Here is a 19,604-nt window from a genome sequence, read left to right as displayed (position 1 = left end):
GTCATGAACGCGCGCAGCCCGGACGGCGTCGAGATCGAGCGAGGCTCGGCCTGGCGCATCGTGCCCTCCGGCGATTGCTGCCTGATCGTGGAGTTCGACGCGCACGACCCGGCCGCCGCGAACCGGAGCGTGCGCGCGGCAGCAGCGCGCCTGCGCGCCGCCGTGCTGCCGTGCTGCCGGGCGCCGTCGAGATCGTGCCCGCGCTCACGACGCTCGGCGTGCACTACCGGCCGTATGACCTGACGCCGGAGGGCGAGCCTGTCTTCGCAACGCTCGTCGACGCGCTCGCCGGAATGCTCGCGGGCGGCGCTGCCCTCAGCCTGCTGGTGCTGCTGCGCGTGAAAGAGACCGCGAAGAGCGGGCTCGAGTGACCGGCGCCCGCGTTTTTTTCTTCAGTGGTGAAATAAAAAAATACCGAGTAGTCTGGTCTGCAATTCATCCGGCCCCGGCGGCAAGCGCGCCGGACCGCGCAGCGCAGCCGGCCCGCTTCCTGCCTTTCCGACCGGCCGTCCATTTGCAAGGGGGTGTCATGTCCGCGTCTCCTCCGCTCGACAGCCATTCGCCCTACGGCCCCGACGGCACCATTGCCGGCGCCGACGAGCGCCTCTTCAACCGCGATCTCGCGCCCGTGCCGCGCAACCGGCGCACCTGGACGAGCTACAGCATCTTCGCGATGTGGATGTCCGACGTGCACAGCGTCGGCGGCTACACCTTCGCCGCGAGCCTGTTCCTGCTCGGCATCTCGGGCTGGCAGGTGCTGCTTGCGCTCGCCATCGGCATCCTCTGCGTGTTCGTGCTGATGAACTGGGTCGGCAAGCCGAGCTTCGAGCACGGCATCCCGTTCCCGGTGATGGCCCGCGTCAGCATGGGCGTGATGGGCGCGAACCTCGCGGCGATCATCCGCGGCGTGGTCGGCATCGTCTGGTACGGCGTGCAGACCTACTTCGCGTCGAAGGCGGTCGCCACGCTCTTGCTGGTCTTCGTGCCCGCGGTTGCGTCGTGGCGCGACGTGAGCTTCCTGCGGCTCGACGGCCTCGGCTGGTTCAGCTTCCTCTTCATGTGGCTGTTCCAGCTTTTCATCTTCCAGCGCGGCATGGAGACCATCCGCCGCTTCATCGACTTCTGCGGCCCGGCCGTGTACGTCGTGATGTTCGTGCTGATGGCGTGGATCCTGTCGCAAGCCGGACTCGGCAGCCTGAGCCTCACGCTCGGCGGCAAGGTGCTCTCCGCCGGCGAGCAGCTCGCGAGCATGGGCAACGCCATCCTGCTCGTCATCAGCTATTTCGCGGCGCTGCTGCTGAATTTCGGCGACTTCTCGCGTTTCGCGAGAAGCGAGGCGCAGATGAAGGTCGGCAATTTCCTCGGGCTTCCAGTCAATTTCGTCGTGTTCGCGATCATCACGGTGATCGTGACGTCGGGCAGCGCGCATGTATTCGGCTCGATGATCATGGACCCGGTCGCGATCGTCGGGAAGATCCAGAACAAGGTGGCGGTCGTGCTCGGCAGCGTGACTTTCATCGTCGCGACGATGGGGATCAACATCGTCGCCAACTTCGTTTCGCCCGCGTACGACATCGCCAACCTGTTCGCCAAGCACGTGGACTTCAAGAAAGGCGGCCTGATCGCATCGATCCTGGCCGTGCTCGTCTGCCCGTGGATCTTCGTCGACAGCCCGAAGGCGATCACGGTCTTCGTCAGCGTGTTCGGCGCGGTGCTCGCGCCGCTGTACGGCGTGATGATGGCCGACTTCTATCTCGTGAAGCGCCAGCAGGTGGACACGGCCCAGCTCTACACGATGGCGCCCGAAGGGCGCTTCTACTACGACGGCGGATGGAATCGCGTGGGCCTGGCGGCGCTCGTGCTGTCAGGCGTCATTTCGATCGGCTGGGAGCTGTGCACGCAGCTGCTGCGCGTGCTGCCGGACAACAACTTCGGCTGGCTGATCGGGGCGGCTGCGGGCGCCGTGATCTATACGGCGATGATGCGGGTGGCGCGGCGGTTGTAGTTGGCTTTTGGGGTTTTTGTTCTTGTCGTTTAGGGTTTCGGGCAACTTTGAATTCGTCGTGCAACTTTGAATTCGCAGCGTTCCGTATAGTCCGTCCCTCCCCGGGACCGGGGTCACTTTGGTCTTGCCCAAAGTAACCAAAAGCGCGTCCTGGGCGGACGGCCTCGGCCGAAGCGCACTCAGTCCTGTTGGCCGTAGCGGTCTTTCGGTTCCAGCGTCATCGCACGCCGAACCGCCGAAGCGCACGCGGCTCGTGGTCGCCTCGGCCTCGAATCAAACCCATGTCGGCGGTCACTCGTCTGCGCGCCCGACTATCCGTGCCACCAACCGCTACGTGCGCCGGACGACGTCGCGCGGGCGGAGCGGCTGCTGCACGGGCAAGCCGAAATCGTGTGGATCAAGTGGGCGGCGCGCTACGGCGTGAATCAGGCGCAGGCGCTGGCGGGCACGCGCTTCGAGCGGTACTCGGTGTTGATCCAGGCCGCGCAGGCGGGGCTCGGGGTTGCACTGGTTCCGCGCTTTCTCGTGCGCGACAACCTCGTGAACGGCACGCTCGTGGAGCCGCCGGATGTCGCCATCGACGTCGAGGAACAGGGGCATTACCTGTGCTATCAGCCCGAGCGCCTGGAAAGCTCGAGCGCGCTGCGGCAATTGCGCGAATGGATGCTGGCGGAAGCGGGCCGTGAAGGAGAAAGCGCTCGATAGGAAAATGAAAAGCCCCCGCACGACAGCGGATGCCGCACGGGGGCCTTCTGAAACACGAGCTACAGCAAATTACATCAGCCGTTCACCGCCGCCAGCGCCGCATTGAACGTCTTGCTCGGACGCATCACGGCGGCGAGCTTGTCGAAGTCGGGCTGGTAGTAGCCGCCGATATCGACCGGCTTGCCCTGCACGTCCGACAGCTCGCCGACGATGGTCTTCTCGTTGTCGGTCAGCGTCTTGGCGAGCGGCGCGAACTTCGCGGCCAGTTCGGCATCCTCGGTCTGCGTGGCCAGCTCCTGCGCCCAGTACATCGCGAGGTAGAACTGGCTGCCGCGGTTATCGAGCTGACCCGTCTTCGGCGACGGGCTCTTGTTGTTGTCGAGCAGCTTGCCGGTCGCGGCGTCGAGCGTCTTCGCGAGAAGCTTGGCACGGCTGTTGCCGCTCTTGATGCCGAGATCTTCGAGCGACACGGCCAGCGCGAGGAACTCGCCGAGCGAGTCCCAGCGCAGGTGGTTCTCCTCCTTCAACTGCTGGACGTGCTTCGGCGCCGAGCCGCCCGCGCCCGTCTCGTACATGCCGCCGCCCGCCATCAGCGGAACGATCGAGAGCATCTTGGCGCTCGTGCCGAGCTCCATGATCGGGAACAGGTCGGTGAGGTAGTCGCGCAGGATGTTGCCGGTGGCCGAGATGGTGTCGAGGCCGCGCGCGACGCGCTCGAGCGTGTAACGCATCGCCCGCACCTGCGACATGATGTGGATGTCGAGGCCCGTGGTGTCGTGGTCCTTCAGGTAGGTCTCGACCTTCTTGATGAGCTCGGCTTCGTGCGGACGGTACGGGTCGAGCCAGAACACAGCCGGCATGCCCGAGTTGCGCACGCGCGTGACGGCGAGCTTCACCCAGTCGCGGATCGGCGCGTCCTTCACGAGGCACATGCGCCAGATGTCGCCTTGCTCGACTTGCTGCGTGAGCGCTTCGATCACTTCGCCCGTGGCGTTGTCGACGATGCGCGCCGTGCCGTCTTGCGGGATCTCGAAAGTCTTGTCGTGCGAGCCGTATTCCTCCGCCTTCTGCGCCATCAGGCCGACGTTCGGCACGGTGCCCATGGTGGTCGGGTCGAATGCGCCGTTGGTCTTGCAGAAGTTGACGATTTCCTGATAGATGCGCGCGAACGTGCTTTCCGGAATCAGGCACTTGGTGTCGGCCGGGCGGCCGTCGGCGCCCCACATCTTGCCGCCGGCGCGGATCATCGCGGGCATCGACGCGTCGACGATCACGTCGTTCGGCGCGTGCAGGTTCGAGATGCCCTTGGCCGAATCGACCATCGCGAGCGCCGGACGGTGCTCATGGCATGCGTGCAGGTCGCGGATCACTTCTTCGCGCTTCGATTCCGGCAGCGTCTCGATCTTCGTGTACAGATCGACCATGCCGTTGTTGACGTTCACGCCGAGTTCCTCGAACAGCTTGGCGTGCTTCGCGAACGCGTCCTTGTAGAACACCTTCACCGCGTGACCGAACACGATCGGGTGCGAGACCTTCATCATGGTCGCCTTCACGTGCAGCGAGAGCATGATGCCGGTCTTGCGCGCGTCTTCCATCTGGTCTTCGTAGAACGCGACGAGCGCCTTCTTGCTCATGAACATGCTGTCGACGATCTCGCCGTCCTGCAGCTTGACCTTCGGCTTGAGCACGATCGTCTCGCCGCTCTTCGTGACGAGCTCCATGCGCACTTCACGGGCACGGTCGAGCGTGATCGACTTTTCGCCGTGGTAGAAGTCGCCGTGCTTCATGTGCGCCACGTGGGTGCGCGAAGCCATGCTCCACTCGCCCATGCTGTGCGGATGCTTCTTCGCGTAGTTCTTCACGGCGGCAGGCGCGCGGCGGTCGGAGTTGCCTTCGCGCAGCACCGGGTTCACCGCGCTGCCGAGACACTTCGAGTAGCGCCGGAGGATCGCCTGCTCTTCTTCGGTCTTCGGGTCTTCCGGATAGTCCGGCACCTTGTAGCCCTTGCCTTGCAGCTCCTTGATCGCGGCGACGAGCTGCGGCACCGATGCACTGATGTTGGGCAGCTTGATGATATTGGTGTCGGGCAGTTGCGTGAGGCGGCCGAGCTCGGCGAGGTTGTCGGGCGCGCGTTGCTCCTCGCTCAGGAACTCCGGAAACTCGCCCAGGATACGGCCCGCCACGGAAATATCGCTGGTGATGACGTCGACGCCCGCCGGCGCAGCAAAGGTGCGGATGATCGGCAGGAAGGCGCTGGTCGCCAAAAGCGGCGCCTCGTCGGTCAGGGTGTAGATGATCGTGGATTGCTGGGTGCTCATTGCTTGGCTCAAGACGAGAAACAGGTTGAGGAACGTCGCAGACGGGCTGAAACTTTAGAATTTTGCCTCAATTTGCTTTCATGAGCTTTAATCGGATCTGAAATCGGTCCGATTCCCTTACTTATGAGGTAATGGAAACCCCGCTCCGATTGACTATCATCCCCCGCATGAGCACCTTGACCGCCTCCCTGCCCCCTTCCTCCGCCCCAGCGGCGGCCAGCCGCACGGTCGGCGACATGCTGCGCGAATGGCGGCAGCGCCGCCGCATGAGCCAGCTGCTGCTTGCCTCCGAAGCCGAGATCTCGACGCGGCATCTGAGCTTCGTCGAATCGGGGCGCGCGCTGCCGAGCCGCGAAATGGTCATGCATCTGGCCGAGCGGCTCGACGTGCCGCTGCGCTCGCGCAACGCGCTGCTCGTCGCGGCCGGCTACGCGCCGCTCTTTCGCGAGCGGCCGCTCTCCGACCCGCAGCTCGCCGCCGCGCGGCAGGCCGTGGATCTCGTGCTGAAGGGTCACGAGCCGTATCCGGCGCTTGCCGTCGACCGCCACTGGACGATGGTCGCCGCCAACCGCGCGGTCGCGCCGCTCGTCGCGCGCGCCGATCCCAAGCTGCTGACGGGGCCGGTCAACGTGCTGCGCCTGTCGCTGCACCCCGACGGCCTCGCGCCCCATATCATCAACTGGCACGCGTGGCGCGAGCACGTGATCGGACGCGTGCAGCGCCAGGCCGAAGCGAGCGGCGATGCCGCGCTGGCCGCCCTCGCCGGCGAGTTGAGCGCATACCCCGCGCCGCCGCATGCGGGCGCGCACGAGCAGGACGCCCCCTCGGACGTCAATCAGATCGCCGTGCCGTTCCGTCTCGCGACCGATCTCGGCGTGCTGTCGTTCTTCAGCACGACGACGGTGTTCGGCACGCCGGTCGACGTGACGCTGTCCGAGCTGGCGATCGAGGCCTTCTTCCCCGCCGACGAGGAGACCGCTCGAGCGCTGCGTGCTCGTGCCGAATCCCAGGCGGCGTCTTAGGGCCTGTTCACGCTAATAACAGGCCCTGGTGCAGTGTCCCGCAAGAGACTTTATTAGGTCTTGTCGCGGGAAGGCACACGGACAAAGATGATCGATATGAAAAGGACAGCTCACGTTGCGAGTTCGTGGAACCGATCGGCATGGTTCGGGCGCGCCGCTTGATCGCCCGATGGTCCTGCTCGACGAGGTTGTTGAGATATTTGGACTCGCGGATCTTGATGAGCGTCTCACGGTTTTGACCGGCGGCCGGGATATACCGATGTCAGGTCAGCCGGTGGCATGGGGAACCGGAAACAAGATTCTGCAAAAAGCGCGAACTACCGCGCACCTTACGATTCCTCGCGTCGCGCCATCCGCAGACGGCTGTCACGATCGGAAGGTAGCAAGATGTCCGCGCCCGGCTCAGGCTTACCCTTGGCCTGTGCATACTGCATCTGTAAGTTGTATCGAATTTCATTAGTGGTTTTGGGTTTGCCATCGTTTAACCCCTTGGCGACCAAATGCACCAGGTTCTCCGATACGCTTTCCAGAAAACGTACGCCGGGGAAATTCTCGTTGTCCAGCGCAATGAGCTCATCCAGGTAGTGGTTGCAGGTGCTAACGAGACGCTGGTTCTGAGCGTGCGTAAGATCGCCAGCGTATACGAGCGCAGTTTTATTAAATTGCGTCTGAGCCACACTCTTTTTAACATCATTGGACACGTTGTCGAATACGATCTGGGAAACTCTGGTTTGGAGCGCCTCGTTTTCCAATGGATCGTTGCTCCCGATTAGAATCGTCGCGCGGCTCCAGTCGAGGTTCGCGTCGTAGCCGCCGATCTTCAGCTCTTTCTTCGACGGATCCAGCAAAAGTTTAAGATCGTTGAGATTATTCCCTGTCAATTCAAGTTCATCAATCAAGACAATCGGGTTCGTGCATCCAGCTTTGATTAGCTTAAGCGGTAGCTCGCCTATAATCTCTGAATCTTGGGTAGTCGGTGTATAAGACGATACGTCCCACTGGGTACCCAGTATGCTGTCAAGATTCTTCGCCGGAATTTTGACGGTCACGAGCGGCACATCCAATACCTTGGCGAGTTCGCGAGCGAATCTCGTCTTGCCGGTCCCCGCTGGGCCGTATAGGTAAGCCTGCACCCGCTGAGGTTCGTTCCTGACGGAATTTGCCTGTATTTTCTGCACCATCGTCTCGATGATGCCATGATTTTTTTCTGGATAATCGCTCAGGAGCTTTTCAAGCGCAGCAGCTCGCCGTTGCTTATCCTGAGGTGCCTGGCTCATTAGATTTTTAGCTTCGAGCGGCCTACTCAGTATTACGAGTTGCAGATGCTTGATTTTCCAATCCAGCCACGTTGCGCTTTGCGTCCCAAAGCGAATCGCATGGTCAATTTCCTCCATTGTCGCACGAGCAGCCGTTTTGATATCTTCCGGGTATCGCGCCAGGTACTCCGGCGTAATATCCTTCTTCAACTTCGCATAGGTTTCTTCATGCGCTCCACGTTCGTCCAGAGTACGTTGGTTGACGATCGTCGAAATTGAGTTTTTAACAAGGTTGGTCGCCGCAACGGCGAAGGAAGCCGTAACTGCCTGAGTGATTGCATTGTTGGAGTTGTCCGTGTCGGGATTACGCATGCTCGAGGCTGCATATGTGACAAGGCCGGCGCCAATCGCCGTACCCGTAGCCTCCTGAAGAGCGTCGCCGACGCCCTTGACTAGGTTGATCCCCAAACGCCTGGGAGCGAACGTTCCAGGCTGGACCTTTACTTGATCCAATCTCGCTTTCTGCCGGTTGCGCAGCGGCACGAAAGTCTTGCCACCTGTCAATGCTTGAAGCCGTGAGTCTGTAGAAGAGATAGGTGCTGCCACTTGACGTCTTTCCGAATTGTCTTCGGCATGTATTTCCTGTGGGGTTTGGGTGGGGTAGGGAAAAGCGCCGGGCATTTTAAGATCCGACATTTAAATTACCTCGCGTTATTAATAATTTCAATCATAGGAAGGTGGCACCGCTTGATCCGTCGATCGGTCCTGCTTTCCCTTCTGAATAATTTTCTTAAGGGTATGTTGGCAAAATTCTACGAACTCCGGTTGACCCGAAAGAGCTCGAAGTTAATTTTCAGTGCGTTAGGCTCCATGTTTGTTGATTGACTAAAATAGCGCAAGATATGCCATATTAAAATCAAACAAAAGGTCCGACACCACGAAAAATTAGTTATGCAGCCCCTCCTCAACAGGAGCGGTCGAAATCAAAAAACCCTCAAGCGTCATTTTTCAAGGCTTCTTAGTTGCAAGCGTTAGCCAGTGCGGCGGCCGTTTTATCGTGAATTCCATGGATCCGCTGACTTGTGGTGATGCACACGTATATCGCCGCCATTCCGCCAAAGCTCTGAATTCCATAAGAAATCGCGATTCAAAAATTTCCTCGCATACTGTCAAATGAATTTTATTCTTATTAAATAAAAATTAATTTCATACGACGAATCCATGTTCTGTTTTGCGAAGAGCGGAATCGTTTTCAGCTGATGGCCGAGCCCAACGCATCGCGACGGTCGAGATCGGCTGACGATATTTGCGATCGCGATTTAGAAGTGAGCGCCGAGTTAATGGAGCGAGCACGCTTGCCTCAATTACCCGCCCAGCATAATCGAACGGCAGCCGCTTCGTTTCTTCGAATTAATCTTCGCGGCAAAGGTATGGCAAAACAAGGCTCTTTCATATCGTGATTTGCAGAGAATTTTCGTCAATATCGCAGAGGAAATATGTCAGGCGCCGCCAAGATAAAGGCGTCGTCTTCATCGGCGACTGTTTCTCCTTCCGAGGACCCGTCCGAACACGTTTCCACCGCGCCGACGCGCCCATCCCGGCAGGCTCGCCAGCCGGCCTCCGGCATGGCGGGTGGACTGTCCGGAATGGACGACCGTCTCAAGGCCGCACGGTATGTTGTGTCATCGGGCATCGTGTCCCCGAGCGCGTGCGCACCAAGGTGATCCCCGCGATCGAGGCGCAGCAGGCTGCCGCGCTTGCCAAGGGCAAGGGCCTGCCGCAGTCGATCGAGCAGAAGGCAGAAGCGAGTGAAACCGTCCGCGAGCAACCCCTCGCCGAAGAACAGGCATCGGGCGAGCAAGCACCCGCCGAAAAGCCGTTTTCGCTCGCGGCTTGCAGCCAAGTACTACGACGAGCCGCCGTCTTTCGATTTCAGCAAGACGCTGGATGCGTTCTGGTCTGCTTCCAGTCATAGCCCGATCAAGTCGACTGCGCCGGCCATGGCCCATGGCCGCCAGCGATACCACCACGGCGCTTCACGGCGCTTGCCAGGTATGGCATCAACAAGACGGCAGGCATGATTGCCGACACGACGTCGCGGCGGCAAGACACCCGGTCCAGAGAGCACCGGGCGGGCTGAGCTCCAGCAGCATCGTGACTTCGCAGGTCATGCACACGCTGGGTGAATCCGTGTATGAAGGCACCCAGGCCGCCGTGCACAATGTGATTAACCAAGTGCGCGCATCGCGGCGCCCCCGCATGGAACTCGATCCATACGGATCCAAGAATCAGGTGCACCTGAAGTTGATGGATGAAACTCGAGATTACGTCGCTCGATAACTCGATCCCCTGACTCGAGGCAAGATCAGCACCATCGATTCGCACATCGCCCAATGGCTGCACCCGGCCAACGGTACGAGCGGACTGGCGCAAATCGAGCTGTCGATGGCACGGCGAGAAACGCTGGTTGGCTCGAAGATGGTGACAAAGCACGATAGTGAATGGCTCAAGAGCCCTGCAGTCCGGAAAAAACTCGATGGATTGGCCGACTTTTTCCCGAAATCCACGGCCGACCAACTGAAAACCGTCTTCTTCGAAAAGTTGGGCGACGAGAGCCGGCCGGCTGTCTTTCTGACAAGCCGAGGCGGCGTGGGCAAAACCCAGTTCGTCAACAATTTTGCCGCCGCAGTGGATCGGCCTATTGTGGAGACCACGCTGGAAGAACTGCTGGACGAGCAGCAATTCTGGGGGCCGCGCGGCGATTGGTCGCTGCACGGGCTGGATGCGCCGCTGTCCGAAGTCGCCGGCAAGCTGCACGCCAAGAAGATGGAGCTCGGCCGCAACGACGTGAATTCGATCGAAGCACTGTGCCGGCGTATTCCCGAGGTCACGATGAAGTCCGAAGAGCCGCGCGGGTGAGCTGGGCCGAAAAGGTATTGACCCAGGAGTCAACCAACCTGAAGCAAACCCGCCCCGACGCCTTCGTCAAGGCCGTGGAGGCGCGGGTGCGGCGCGATATGGATTTCATCCGCGAGGTCGGCAATGCCACCGAGTGCGGCATTGCCATTACGGGAACGGTCGTCAAGACAAGTTTCAGGAACGCAGTCAGAGACGAAGAGCAAGGAAATACGGTCACAGCCCGAAGTGCCCAGGCCGCTATCCTGAGCGTATTCCGTTCCAACTTGGGCAATGTCGCTTACAAGGCGCTCGACGCGTTTGCTTCGAACCGGAATGGCACACGGCCACGCAGCCAGTCGCTTTAAATAGCGCACAGGTTCTCAACAAAACGACGCGCTTTTCAACAGCCTGCCAGGGCCTGTTCACTTGAATCACAGGCCCTGAAACCCTCGCTCAGAATTCGATCTTCGCGTTGAGGCTCAGCATGCGCGGATCGCCCGGCTTGACGTAGTCGGCGTACTGGAATTCCCAGTACCGGCGGTTCATCACCTTGTCGATGACGCTGCCGCTGTGGGCGCGCATCGCCAAGCGCCTCGACGCGATGCATCTGCTCGTCTACACGCAGTTCACGGCCGGCACGACCAGCTCTCTGGCTCGCAGTGCACAAGGAGAACGCCGCGTTCCACTGCTCCGCGGATCTCGACTACACCCGCCTCATGAACGAAGAACTCGGCGCGGCGACGCTCGACCGCTTCCAGGCGACGATCGAATCGCACGGATGCGACGTCGCCGACTACCACCTGATGCCGGCGCACCCGTGGCAGTGGTTCAACAAGCTGTCGATCTGCTTTGCGTCCTACGTGGCGACGAACCGGATCATCTGCCTCGGCTACGGCGACGACCGCTACCTCGCGCAGCAATCGATCCGCGCGTTCTTCAACGTCACGAACCGGCACAAGCGCTACTTGAAAACATCGCTGTCGATCCTGAACATGGGGTTCATGCGCGGACTGTCGCCGTACTACATGTCGTGGACGCCGGCGATCTGCGATTTCATCCAGACGAGATCGCTTCGTTCGAGCGCGAGTTTGTCGAAGCCCATCGCGCGGCGTGACGGACGCCGGACCGTATCAGTCGCCGCTGGAGGACGGCATACGGCATTTCCATGACTGGTACCGCAGGGCGTTGCGGACGCCGCCGGCAGCGGCGGCGGCGGCGTCGGCGAGAAGCGCCGCCGCCTGCACGGCTTGCGTGATCGAGCGGGCGAAGACGCCGCTATGAATGGCCTGCGGCTAATGGGATACGTGCTCGGCGCAGCGCGGCGCGCGGGCATTCGCGCTCTGTCCGGCTTCCGCATCCAGGAGACGCAGGTCCTTCATCGCCGGTTGCTCCGAACGCAAGCCGATCGAATTCAGCAGCCGGTAGAGCGTCGCGCGCGAAATGCCGAGCTCGGCCGCAGCGCCCGACAGGCTGTACGCATGCCGCGTCAGCGCCTCCTGCACGGCCGCGCGCTCCGCGTCGTTGCGGATCTCCGCGAGCGTGCGGCCCGTTTGGCAAGGGGCATCCGGCAGGCCGAGATCGGCCGCGGTGATGAACCGCCCTTCCGCCATCACGACGGCGCGGCGCACGCAGTTGATCAGCTCGCGGACATTGCCCGGCCAGTTGTAGTTGAACATCGCCGTGATCGCATCGCTCGAGAAGCCGCGAATCTTGCGCGCGCCGTCCTTGCGGTGCATCGCCAGCGCATGGAGCGCGAGCAGCTTGATGTCGTGGCCGCGCTCGCGCAGCGGCGGCTCGGCGAGCCGCAGCACGCAGAGCCGGTGATAGAGGTCCGCGCGGAAGCGTCCGTCGGCCACCGCGGCCTCCAGATTGACGTGCGTCGCGGAAATGACGCGCACGTTGACCTGGATCGGGCCGCTGCCGCCGACGCGCTCGATCGTCCCTTCCTGCAGGAAGCGCAGCAGCACCGCCTGGCATTCGTGCGGCATGTCGCCGATTTCGTCGAGAAAGAGCGTGCCGCCGTCGGCGGACTCGATGCGGCCGATCTTGCGCTGCAGCGCGCCCGTAAAGGCGCCGCGCTCGTGACCGAAGAGCTCGGATTGCAAGAGCGTCGGCGGAATCGCCGCGCAGTTGATCGCCACGTAGGCCTTGCCTGCGCGCGAGGAGCGGTCGTGGATCGCGCGCGCCGTCAGCTCCTTGCCGGTGCCGGATTCGCCCGCGACGAAGACCGGCGCGCCGGTGTGCGCGCATTTGTCGATGCCGCGGCAGAGGTGAAGCATCGCGTCGCACTGGCCGATCATCTGGTGCGAACCGAGATCGAGCTGCGGCGCCACCACGCTTTCGCGCAGCCGCGACAGCCCATGCGCGTGCCCCAGCACGAAGACGAGCCGCTCGTCCAGGCACGGCAGCGTCACGAAGTCGAAGCAGTAGTCGAGGATGAAGCGCCGGACCGGCTCGCTTTCCGCCTGCCCCGGCTGCACCTGGGCGACCCAGGTGACGTCGGTGCGCGTCGCGCACGCGGCCAGCTCGGAGAGCTGCTGCTGCGTGCCCTCGGGCGGCAGCACGATCAGGCCGACCGTGGCGGCGCTGCGCTCGAGCATCCGTTCGGCCTGCTGGGTCGTTTTAGCATGCGCGACGTGCCAGCCGGCCGCCTCGAGCGAGTCGACGCTGCACGCGTCAGGCTTCGGCGATACATAAAGGACGGTGCGTTCCGCGCTGGACGGAATCGTGACGGTATTCATGGTGCCCCCGATCCGATGCCAAGCGCCCGCCGTGAAAACTGGCTTTCATGCGCGCTGCGTGCATCGATGACTACTGGTTTTGAATGATCACGGCGCGCCCAGGACCCAGGGGCGCCGTGGCACACGCATCAAAAATGCACTGGCGAGCCGTCTGCGCGGCCTGGTTGTCGTGTCTTGGGGAGCGGTTCGCGCACAGGCGGCTTGCTGCCGTGCCGCGCATGCGGCCAAGCGGCAGGCGCGGCGGCGTCAACGCCGGCTCGCGCGGGTGCGGAACAAATCGTGCGATCGTGCGATTTTTTGTCCGTCATTTTGAATCCCCGTTTTCCAACCCTCATATTGCAGTGACGTGCAATTCGCGCTCTAACCGGCGCATGGGACTTAACTTAGATCACCCCGTCTAAAATTGCCATAGATAAAAACGACATTCAGACAAATACCACTGTGGAACCGTAATTCGATTTCGCTATGTGAGCATTCCAACATTACGACCGCGGTAAATGAATTAGCGCCGCGCGCGCGGCGCGCAGGAGCGTTTGAGATCGCAGCGCGGAGCCTTTGCCGATGCCCATTCCCCGGTCGTCTCAGACCTGAGACAAGTTGGTCCGTCCGTGTTTCCCCGAGGTCGCGCAATTCGCCGTAATCCCCGCCGGTTCGTTATAAACCACGCACAGCAAGCATTTGTGATGTTTCGCAAACGTTTTTCTCCTCCCCGTCAATCGCGTGTTTTAAGTCTGTCGAATTCCGGCATGCCATTTCGGCCATGTATCGGAAATGAAACATCGCCTGCTTCCCACATGCTGGGGCAGCCCGGCGGCCACCCGCCAGCCCCAGCCGCGACAAGGGTTTGCGCACCCATGGCACAGCCATTGCCTCAGAGCCCGCAAGCGAAATCGCCGCGGCAACAAACGGTGATTTCGTCATTTCCCGTCCCTTGTGGACGGTTTGCACTCCGCAGTCCTCCTTTGCGGCTGCGGGCTCTGGTCGAACGTTCGACCTATCTCTGACGGGGGCTAGCATGAAGAGCTTGATTCAACAGTTTGTGCGCGACGAAGACGGTGCGGCGGCGATCGAATACGGTCTGCTGGCAGGGCTGATCTCGATCATGATCATCGCGGGAGCGACCGTGATCGGTACCAACCTCCAATCGCTGTTCAACTACATCGGCACCAAGGTGCCGACGGGCGGCGCCTGAGCGTTGCACGACCTCGCGGGCGAGGACTTGCCGCCCGCTCTGCATTTCGATGCACAGCGGCGGCAATCCTCCCAGCGAACGGATTCGACTCATCGACCGGAGCCTGCCATGAACGGTGTGCCCTTTCCCATCGGACCCTGCGTCGTGCTGCTCGTCAGCATTGCGATGGCCTCGGACTTGCGCACGCGGCGCATTCCCAACTGGCTCGTGACGTCGGCACTCGCGCTGGCACTACCCGTGCAATGCGCGCTGCACGGCCTGGCTCACGGCGCCGGGCTGTGGCTGGCGGGCTGCCTGACCGGCGGCCTGCTGTTTCTGCCGGGCTACCTGATGAGGATGATGGGCGCAGGCGATGTGAAGTTGATGGCGGCAGTCGGTGCGTTTTGCGGAGGGATCGGCGCATTCGAAATCGCGCTGGTGTCGGGAGCGATCGGCGGTGTGTTTGCCGTGATCGCCATGATTCAAAGACGGCGGGTGCGCGACGGCGTGACGAATGCCATGTCGGCCTTGATCACGATGTCCGCGCAGCCGGGCGACGCGCCGCGAGGCATGCGGCACAGCGTCAGGCCGTCGGTCGGATCGCTGCCGTACGGCGTCGCGATTGCGGTCGGGACGGTCTGCGTGCTGTTCGTAAGCGTCTGACGGCGTCGGCAGGCGACGAAAAACGATAAGCATCAGGGAGAGCGGCGGGGGCAACGGCCGGGGACACGGCCGGAAGTACGGGGGAAGTGCGAGAGAAGCATGGCAACGGGGGCGCGGCGGCGCCGGCAATCAGAGCGCCGCCGCAGATACAACGAAACCGGCCGAAGTCTCCACGAAGAGAGACACCGGCTAACCGGATCGCGCGGGAGTGCGCAGCGACGCAACGCAGGGCGAACCGGATTGAGCCTTCTTAGCAGAGGCTAGCCACAAACACGGGGGATGTGCGATGAGCGAAGCGATCGAGCCGGCCGATCTGACGGCCGCTAACTGGTGGGACCGCCTGAACGCGGAGAACGCAACACACTCGCAGGGCGCGGCCGATACCGCGCGCCGCGCGGTTGAGCGGGACGTTCAACTGCCCTCCGCCGCCCTGCAGCGCGCGCCGCGCACGGTCGCCGAGACCGGCCTCGACATGTCGATGCTGGTGGAGCTGATCGCCAAGGTCGCATTCGCACGCGGCACGGTCGAGCTGGCCCAACTGGTCGACACGCTGAAGCTGCCGATTCCCGTGATCGAGGAAGTCACCGTCTTCATGATCCGCAACCGGCTGCTCGAAATCACCCGGCGCGGCGGCGCAGGCTTCGACGTGCACTACCAGTTGACCGAGGAAGGCCGCGACCGCGCGCGCGTCTACATCGAAAAATGCGCCTACGTCGGCCCCGCGCCGGTATCGCTCGCCGACTACAACGCGGCGATCGCGGCGCAATCGGTCGAGCTCGTGCGCGTATCCCGTGCTTACGCGCACGCCGCCTTTGAAGACCTGACGATCAGCGCGGACCTCGTCGACGAGGTCGGCGGCTCGATGAATACGGGCCGCCCCCTGCTGCTCTACGGTCCGGCGGGCGGCGGCAAGACCTATCTCGCCGAGAATCTCGCCAGGCTGCTGCCGGGCACGATCTCCGTTCCGTATGCCATCGCCGTCGAGCGGGAGATCGTGCAGATCTTCGATTCGCTCGTGCATGTGCCGGTCGAAACGCCCCGGCACATGACCAGCGAAATCCAGCCGGACCGCCGCTGGCAGCGCTGCCGCCGGCCGGTGGTGAAAGTCGGCGGCGAGCTCATGCTCGACATGCTCGAGCTGCGCTACGACCGCACTACCGGCTTCTACCAGGCCCCCAGCCATGTGAAAGCCAACAACGGGCTGTTCATCGTCGACGACCTCGGCCGTCAGCGCGTCTCGCCGCAGGAGCTGCTCAACCGCTGGATCACGCCGCTCGGGCGCGGCAGCGACACGCTGACGCTGAATTCCGGCATGCGCTTCACGTTGCCGTTCGACGTCCGCCTCGCCTTCTCGAGCAACTTCACGCCGAGCGAACTCGGCGACGAAGCGTTCCTGCGGCGGCTCGGCGCGAAGCTGTACATCGGCGCGCTCGCCGAGCACGACTACCGGGCGATGTACGAGCGGCTGTGCCGCGAGCTGAAAGTGGCGTCGGACGACGAAGCGTTCGGCTACCTGCTGAACCATCTGCATTACCCCGCACGGCGGGCGCTGCTTGCCTGCTATCCGCGCGATCTCCTGAGCCTCGTCGTCGCGCATGCGCTGTATCGCGAAGAGCCGGCCAAGGCATCGCCGGAAACGCTGCGCCGCGCCTGGCTGAGCTACTTTGCCAACACGAGCGGACTCGGCGCGAGCCCCGTCATCCAGAACCCGTCGACGGAAAGCGCACAGCGCGAGCTGGGCGCCGACCCGGCTTGAAGTGACCGGGCACCGATGCTGTACCAACGCGTCCAGGACGCAAGGAAAGTTCTTAGGAGAACAACATGAAGAACATGCGCGCTTTACTGATGCTGCTGATCGCAGCGGCGGCCGGCCTTACCGCCGTGGTGTTCGCATCGCGCTGGATGATCAGCCAGGCATCGAACGCGACCACCAAGGTCATCGTGGCCACCGGCGACATCGACCTCGGCCAGCGTGTCACGCCGGAGGTGTTGAGGGTCGTCGATTGGCCGAGCGGCAGCGTGCCGGCCGGCGCGTTCTCCGACCCGCAAAAGCTCGAAGGCCGGGTGATGAAGGAAAGCGCGCTGCGCGGCGAGCCGATCCTCGAAGCCAAGCTCGCGCCCGTCGGCACGATGGGCGGCCTCTCGGCCGTCATCGATCCCGGCCAGCGCGCGATCACGGTGCGCGTCAACGATGTCATCGGCGTGGCGGGCTTCGCGCTGCCGGGCAACTACGTCGACATCATCGTCAACACGCAGAAAGACGCCAACGCGCAGCAGGACCAGAAGATCTCGAAGACCGTGCTCGAGCACATCCTCGTGCTGGCCGTCGCGCAGGAAGTCGGCCGCGACGAGACCAAGCCGAAGGTCGTCGACGCGGTGACGCTGCAAGTGTCGCCCGAGCAGGCCGAGAAGATCGATCTCGCGCGCAGCATCGGCACCCTGTCGCTCGTGCTGCGCAACCAGGTCGATCCGCAGAAGACCGACACGGAAGGCGTCACGCGGGCCACGCTGCTCAAGCTCGCAGCGCCGGCGCCCGCGCCGGTGAAAGTGAAGGTCGAGCACCGGGCGCCGGCGCCCGTGGCGCCGCGCGACTGCGTCGGTGTCATTTCCGGCACCCAGACAAAACAAGAATGCTTCTGACAGGCCCAGCCTGCAGGCCGCCCAAGCCACTCGAGCGGCCCTTCTACGAAATTGAAAGAAACCGGGGGAACCGAAATGAAGACCAGACTTGACCAGCTGAACTGCCCGCCGCATGGCTTGAAGCAGATCTCGCAAGCCGCCCGCGCACGCATCCTGCAAGCCGGCGTATGCGGACTGATCGGCACCTTCCTGTGGGTGTTGCCGAACGCACAAGCACAAGTCGCGGGCGAATATGCGGGCACCGCGGGCGCCGTCGCCGCGCCGGTCTCGAAGGGGGCCTCGCGCATGCCGCTCAAGCTGGCCGCGGGCGGTGCGCCGCTGCACCTGACGATCGGCATGGCCGCCGGCCCCGCCGCCGCCGCAGCAGCCGCCGCACGCGCCATGCCGGAGAAAGGCCCGAACTGCACCGGCGAGCTCGGGGCGCACCAGTCGGTCACCGTGCCGCTCGGCAAGTCGACGATGCTCGATCTTCCCGAACCGGTCCGCTCGCGCACGCTCGGCAACCCTCAGATCGTGCAGGCCATGCTGGTTTCGCCGCGCACACTTTATCTGCTCGGCAACCAGATCGGCACGACCAACATGATCGTGCAAGGCAGGAGCGGCTCGTGCAGCGTCATCGACGTCGCCGTCAGCGTCGACCCGGCCGGCCTGCAGCATGCGCTCGCGGCAGTGATGCCCGAGGAAAACGGCGTGCGCGTCACGGCCGTGTCGGACTCGCTGGTGCTGAGCGGCATGGTCTCCGACACGACCAAGGCCCAGCGCGTCGTCGACCTCGCGAACGCCTTCGTCGACCGGCAGGACGCGCAGGCACAGGCGGGCGGGCAGGATTCCGGCCAGGGCGCCGCGGGCGGCATGCTCACGCTGAGCCTGTCCTCCGCAGGCGGCAATAACGGCAGCAGCCAGCGCTCGAAGATCATCAACATGATGCACGTCGCCGCGCCGCAGCAGGTGATGCTCGAAGTCAAGATCGCCGAAGTCGACAAGACGCTGATCGACCAGCTCGGCTCCGCGCTCAACATCAACGCCCATTCCGGCAGCTGGAGCTTCAACCTGCTCTCGGACTTCCTGTCGGGCGGGCTCTCCGCCGTCACCGCATCCAAGGCGAACAACTCGCCGCTTGCGGCGGCGCTCGACGCGCAAAAGACGGATCAGCTGACCAAGATCCTCGCCGAGCCGAACCTGCTCGCCATCAGCGGCCAGGAAGCGAGCTTCCTCGCGGGCGGCAAGGTCTTCATCCCGGTGCCGCAAAGCAACAACTCGAACGGCGAGACGATCGTCCTGCAGGAAGAGCAGTTCGGCGTCGGCCTCACGTTCACGCCGACGGTGCTCGGCAACGGCCGCATCAACCTGAAGGTGGCGCCGGAAGTCTCGGAGCTGTCACCGACCGGCGTCACGGTCACGGCCCCGGGCACCAACGCCACCTCGATCCTGCCGCTCATCACCACGCGCCGCGCCTCGACGACGGTGCAGCTGAACGACGGTCAGAGCTTCGCGATCGGCGGCCTGTTGAAGAACAACATCACGGGCGCGCTGAAGGCCATTCCGGGCCTGGGCGAGTTGCCCATCATCGGCGCGCTGGCACGCGACACCAACTACCAGAACGACAAGACCGAGCTGATATTCGTCGTGACGCCGCACCTGGTCAAGCCGCTCCAGCCGAACTATCCGCTGCCGACCGACCACTTCGGCGACGTGAACGAAGCCGAGGTATACGCGACCGGCAACATGGAAGGCCACGCGCGTCCCAAGGCAGGCAGCGCTCCTGCGGTGGCGGCGCCGACGGCGGCCGCCTCGGTGAGCGCTCCTGCTGCCGCAAAGCCGGCTCCGGCTGCGGCAGTCCCTGTAGCACCCGCTCCAGCCGCAGCCGCTCCGGCGGCGGCTGCCGAGCCCGCCGCCACGACGACGCCGGTGCCCTCGCCCGAAGCCGCGGCAATCCCGCTACCCGATCCGCTACCTGCGCCGGCCCCTGCCCCGGCGCCCGCCGCGAACGACACGCCGCCTGCCGCGATCAAGCCCGCCTCGGCCGACACGCCGGCCGCCGCACCGGTGACGATCGCCGAGGTCGCAACCGAGCCGGCACAAACACCGGCGCCGGAATCGGCTCAGGCCCCGGCCGCGGACCCGGCCCTGGCGCCGTCGGCCAGAAGCCTGCGCACCGCGTCCCTCTATGCCACCCACTAACGCA

Annotated in this window: 17 protein-coding genes and 3 pseudogenes; 14 read left to right on the top strand and 6 right to left on the bottom strand. The window is 63.3% G+C overall.

Annotated elements, in window-relative coordinates; all coding sequences use genetic code 11:
• Positions 1–170 precede the first annotated feature (170 nt).
• The 3 genes and pseudogenes from FAZ69_RS02815 to FAZ69_RS02805 form a co-directional block, all read left to right on the top strand.
• Entirely contained in the window at positions 171–371 is a 201-nt protein-coding gene (locus tag FAZ69_RS02815; RefSeq protein WP_136892398.1) for a 5-oxoprolinase subunit B family protein, read from the top strand.
• 158 nt (positions 372–529) lie between these two features.
• Positions 530–2,005 carry an NCS1 family nucleobase:cation symporter-1 gene (locus FAZ69_RS02810; RefSeq protein ID WP_136892397.1) on the top strand — a complete coding sequence of 492 codons (1,476 nt, stop codon included), beginning with the start codon at positions 530–532 and terminating at the stop codon, positions 2,003–2,005.
• A gap of 297 nt (positions 2,006–2,302) precedes the next feature.
• Positions 2,303–2,710: pseudogene (locus tag FAZ69_RS02805) on the top strand (LysR substrate-binding domain-containing protein); the annotation flags it as partial.
• Positions 2,711–2,784: 74 nt separating this feature from the next.
• On the opposite strand, the gene FAZ69_RS02800 reads toward FAZ69_RS02805, so the two are convergent.
• Positions 2,785–5,028 (bottom strand): NADP-dependent isocitrate dehydrogenase, encoded by a 2,244-nt coding sequence (locus FAZ69_RS02800; protein WP_136892395.1) that lies wholly within the window; start codon positions 5,026–5,028, stop codon positions 2,785–2,787.
• A 167-nt stretch (positions 5,029–5,195) separates the two neighbouring features.
• Between FAZ69_RS02800 and FAZ69_RS02795 the strand changes: the two genes are divergently transcribed.
• The gene (locus tag FAZ69_RS02795) at positions 5,196–6,050 is read left to right on the top strand and encodes a helix-turn-helix domain-containing protein (RefSeq protein WP_136892394.1); all 855 of its coding nucleotides are present in this window, start codon (positions 5,196–5,198) and stop codon (positions 6,048–6,050) included.
• Between the two features lie 139 nt (positions 6,051–6,189).
• Here FAZ69_RS02795 and FAZ69_RS33535 read toward each other — a convergent pair.
• Both FAZ69_RS33535 and FAZ69_RS02785 read right to left on the bottom strand, forming a co-directional pair.
• Positions 6,190–6,282, bottom strand: a pseudogene (locus tag FAZ69_RS33535) (IS6 family transposase); the annotation flags it as partial.
• A 97-nt stretch (positions 6,283–6,379) separates the two neighbouring features.
• Positions 6,380–8,002 carry an AAA family ATPase gene (locus FAZ69_RS02785; protein WP_136892393.1) on the bottom strand — a complete coding sequence of 541 codons (1,623 nt, stop codon included), beginning with the start codon at positions 8,000–8,002 and terminating at the stop codon, positions 6,380–6,382.
• Between the two features lie 1,012 nt (positions 8,003–9,014).
• Between FAZ69_RS02785 and FAZ69_RS02780 the strand changes: the two genes are divergently transcribed.
• From FAZ69_RS02780 to FAZ69_RS02765, 4 genes are all read left to right on the top strand, one after another.
• Complete coding sequence (locus FAZ69_RS02780) at positions 9,015–9,281, top strand: hypothetical protein (protein ID WP_136892392.1); 267 nt, start codon at positions 9,015–9,017, stop codon at positions 9,279–9,281.
• Between the two features lie 32 nt (positions 9,282–9,313).
• The gene (locus FAZ69_RS02775) at positions 9,314–9,646 is read left to right on the top strand and encodes a hypothetical protein (RefSeq protein WP_136892391.1); all 333 of its coding nucleotides are present in this window, start codon (positions 9,314–9,316) and stop codon (positions 9,644–9,646) included.
• Positions 9,647–9,751: 105 nt separating this feature from the next.
• Positions 9,752–10,225, top strand: a complete 474-nt coding sequence (locus FAZ69_RS02770) for a hypothetical protein (protein ID WP_136892390.1) — start codon at positions 9,752–9,754, stop codon at positions 10,223–10,225.
• The gene (locus FAZ69_RS02765; RefSeq protein WP_136892389.1) at positions 10,222–10,569 is read left to right on the top strand and encodes a hypothetical protein; all 348 of its coding nucleotides are present in this window, start codon (positions 10,222–10,224) and stop codon (positions 10,567–10,569) included. The genes FAZ69_RS02770 and FAZ69_RS02765 overlap by 4 nt, the downstream gene beginning before the upstream one ends.
• An 88-nt stretch (positions 10,570–10,657) precedes the next feature.
• Here FAZ69_RS02765 and FAZ69_RS34175 read toward each other — a convergent pair whose 3' ends face one another.
• Positions 10,658–10,786 carry a hypothetical protein gene (locus FAZ69_RS34175; protein WP_255451493.1) on the bottom strand — a complete coding sequence of 43 codons (129 nt, stop codon included), beginning with the start codon at positions 10,784–10,786 and terminating at the stop codon, positions 10,658–10,660.
• 65 nt (positions 10,787–10,851) lie between these two features.
• Between FAZ69_RS34175 and FAZ69_RS33725 the strand changes: the two are divergent.
• Positions 10,852–11,262, top strand: a pseudogene (locus tag FAZ69_RS33725) (IucA/IucC family protein); the annotation flags it as partial.
• A gap of 234 nt (positions 11,263–11,496) precedes the next feature.
• Here the strand turns inward: FAZ69_RS33725 and FAZ69_RS02755 are convergent.
• Both FAZ69_RS02755 and FAZ69_RS02750 read right to left on the bottom strand, forming a co-directional pair.
• Positions 11,497–12,945, bottom strand: a complete 1,449-nt coding sequence (locus FAZ69_RS02755; RefSeq protein WP_136892388.1) for a sigma-54-dependent transcriptional regulator — start codon at positions 12,943–12,945, stop codon at positions 11,497–11,499.
• 654 nt (positions 12,946–13,599) lie between these two features.
• Positions 13,600–13,893: a hypothetical protein gene (locus tag FAZ69_RS02750; RefSeq protein WP_136892387.1), complete on the bottom strand. Its 294-nt coding sequence runs from the start codon at positions 13,891–13,893 to the stop codon at positions 13,600–13,602.
• 67 nt (positions 13,894–13,960) lie between these two features.
• On the opposite strand from FAZ69_RS02750, the gene FAZ69_RS02745 reads away from it, so the two are divergent.
• The 5 genes from FAZ69_RS02745 to FAZ69_RS02725 all read left to right on the top strand — a co-directional run bounded on the left by FAZ69_RS02745 (position 13,961) and on the right by FAZ69_RS02725 (position 19,600).
• Positions 13,961–14,137, top strand: a complete 177-nt coding sequence (locus tag FAZ69_RS02745) for a Flp family type IVb pilin (RefSeq protein WP_136892386.1) — start codon at positions 13,961–13,963, stop codon at positions 14,135–14,137.
• Positions 14,138–14,245: 108 nt separating this feature from the next.
• Positions 14,246–14,779, top strand: a complete 534-nt coding sequence (locus tag FAZ69_RS02740) for an A24 family peptidase (RefSeq protein ID WP_136892385.1) — start codon at positions 14,246–14,248, stop codon at positions 14,777–14,779.
• A 286-nt stretch (positions 14,780–15,065) separates the two neighbouring features.
• Positions 15,066–16,535, top strand: a complete 1,470-nt coding sequence (locus FAZ69_RS02735; RefSeq protein WP_206171166.1) for a DUF8689 domain-containing protein — start codon at positions 15,066–15,068, stop codon at positions 16,533–16,535.
• Positions 16,536–16,600: 65 nt separating this feature from the next.
• Complete coding sequence (gene cpaB / locus FAZ69_RS02730; protein ID WP_136892384.1) at positions 16,601–17,419, top strand: Flp pilus assembly protein CpaB; 819 nt, start codon at positions 16,601–16,603, stop codon at positions 17,417–17,419.
• 75 nt (positions 17,420–17,494) lie between these two features.
• Positions 17,495–19,600: a type II and III secretion system protein family protein gene (locus FAZ69_RS02725; RefSeq protein WP_136892383.1), complete on the top strand. Its 2,106-nt coding sequence runs from the start codon at positions 17,495–17,497 to the stop codon at positions 19,598–19,600.
• The last annotated feature ends 4 nt before the right edge of the window (positions 19,601–19,604 follow it).

The sequence above is a fragment of the Trinickia terrae genome, assembly GCF_005144415.1.
Lineage (GTDB): Bacteria > Pseudomonadota > Gammaproteobacteria > Burkholderiales > Burkholderiaceae > Trinickia_A > Trinickia_A terrae.
The sequence above is the reverse complement of the archived record's forward strand: the minus strand, read 5'-3'. Positions and strand labels throughout refer to the sequence as shown.

Coding starts and splice junctions, on each gene's coding strand:
- FAZ69_RS02810 (WP_136892397.1), top strand. CDS start 530: ATGTCCGCGTCTCCTCCGCTCGACAGCCATTCGCCCTACGGCCCCGAC.
- FAZ69_RS02800 (WP_136892395.1), bottom strand. CDS start 5,028: ATGAGCACCCAGCAATCCACGATCATCTACACCCTGACCGACGAGGCG.
- FAZ69_RS02795 (WP_136892394.1), top strand. CDS start 5,196: ATGAGCACCTTGACCGCCTCCCTGCCCCCTTCCTCCGCCCCAGCGGCG.
- FAZ69_RS02785 (WP_136892393.1), bottom strand. CDS start 8,002: ATGTCGGATCTTAAAATGCCCGGCGCTTTTCCCTACCCCACCCAAACC.
- FAZ69_RS02775 (WP_136892391.1), top strand. CDS start 9,314: ATGGCCGCCAGCGATACCACCACGGCGCTTCACGGCGCTTGCCAGGTA.
- FAZ69_RS02770 (WP_136892390.1), top strand. CDS start 9,752: ATGGCACGGCGAGAAACGCTGGTTGGCTCGAAGATGGTGACAAAGCAC.
- FAZ69_RS34175 (WP_255451493.1), bottom strand. CDS start 10,786: ATGCGCGCCCACAGCGGCAGCGTCATCGACAAGGTGATGAACCGCCGG.
- FAZ69_RS02755 (WP_136892388.1), bottom strand. CDS start 12,945: ATGAATACCGTCACGATTCCGTCCAGCGCGGAACGCACCGTCCTTTAT.
- FAZ69_RS02745 (WP_136892386.1), top strand. CDS start 13,961: ATGAAGAGCTTGATTCAACAGTTTGTGCGCGACGAAGACGGTGCGGCG.
- FAZ69_RS02740 (WP_136892385.1), top strand. CDS start 14,246: ATGAACGGTGTGCCCTTTCCCATCGGACCCTGCGTCGTGCTGCTCGTC.
- FAZ69_RS02735 (WP_206171166.1), top strand. CDS start 15,066: ATGAGCGAAGCGATCGAGCCGGCCGATCTGACGGCCGCTAACTGGTGG.
- cpaB (WP_136892384.1), top strand. CDS start 16,601: ATGAAGAACATGCGCGCTTTACTGATGCTGCTGATCGCAGCGGCGGCC.
- FAZ69_RS02725 (WP_136892383.1), top strand. CDS start 17,495: ATGAAGACCAGACTTGACCAGCTGAACTGCCCGCCGCATGGCTTGAAG.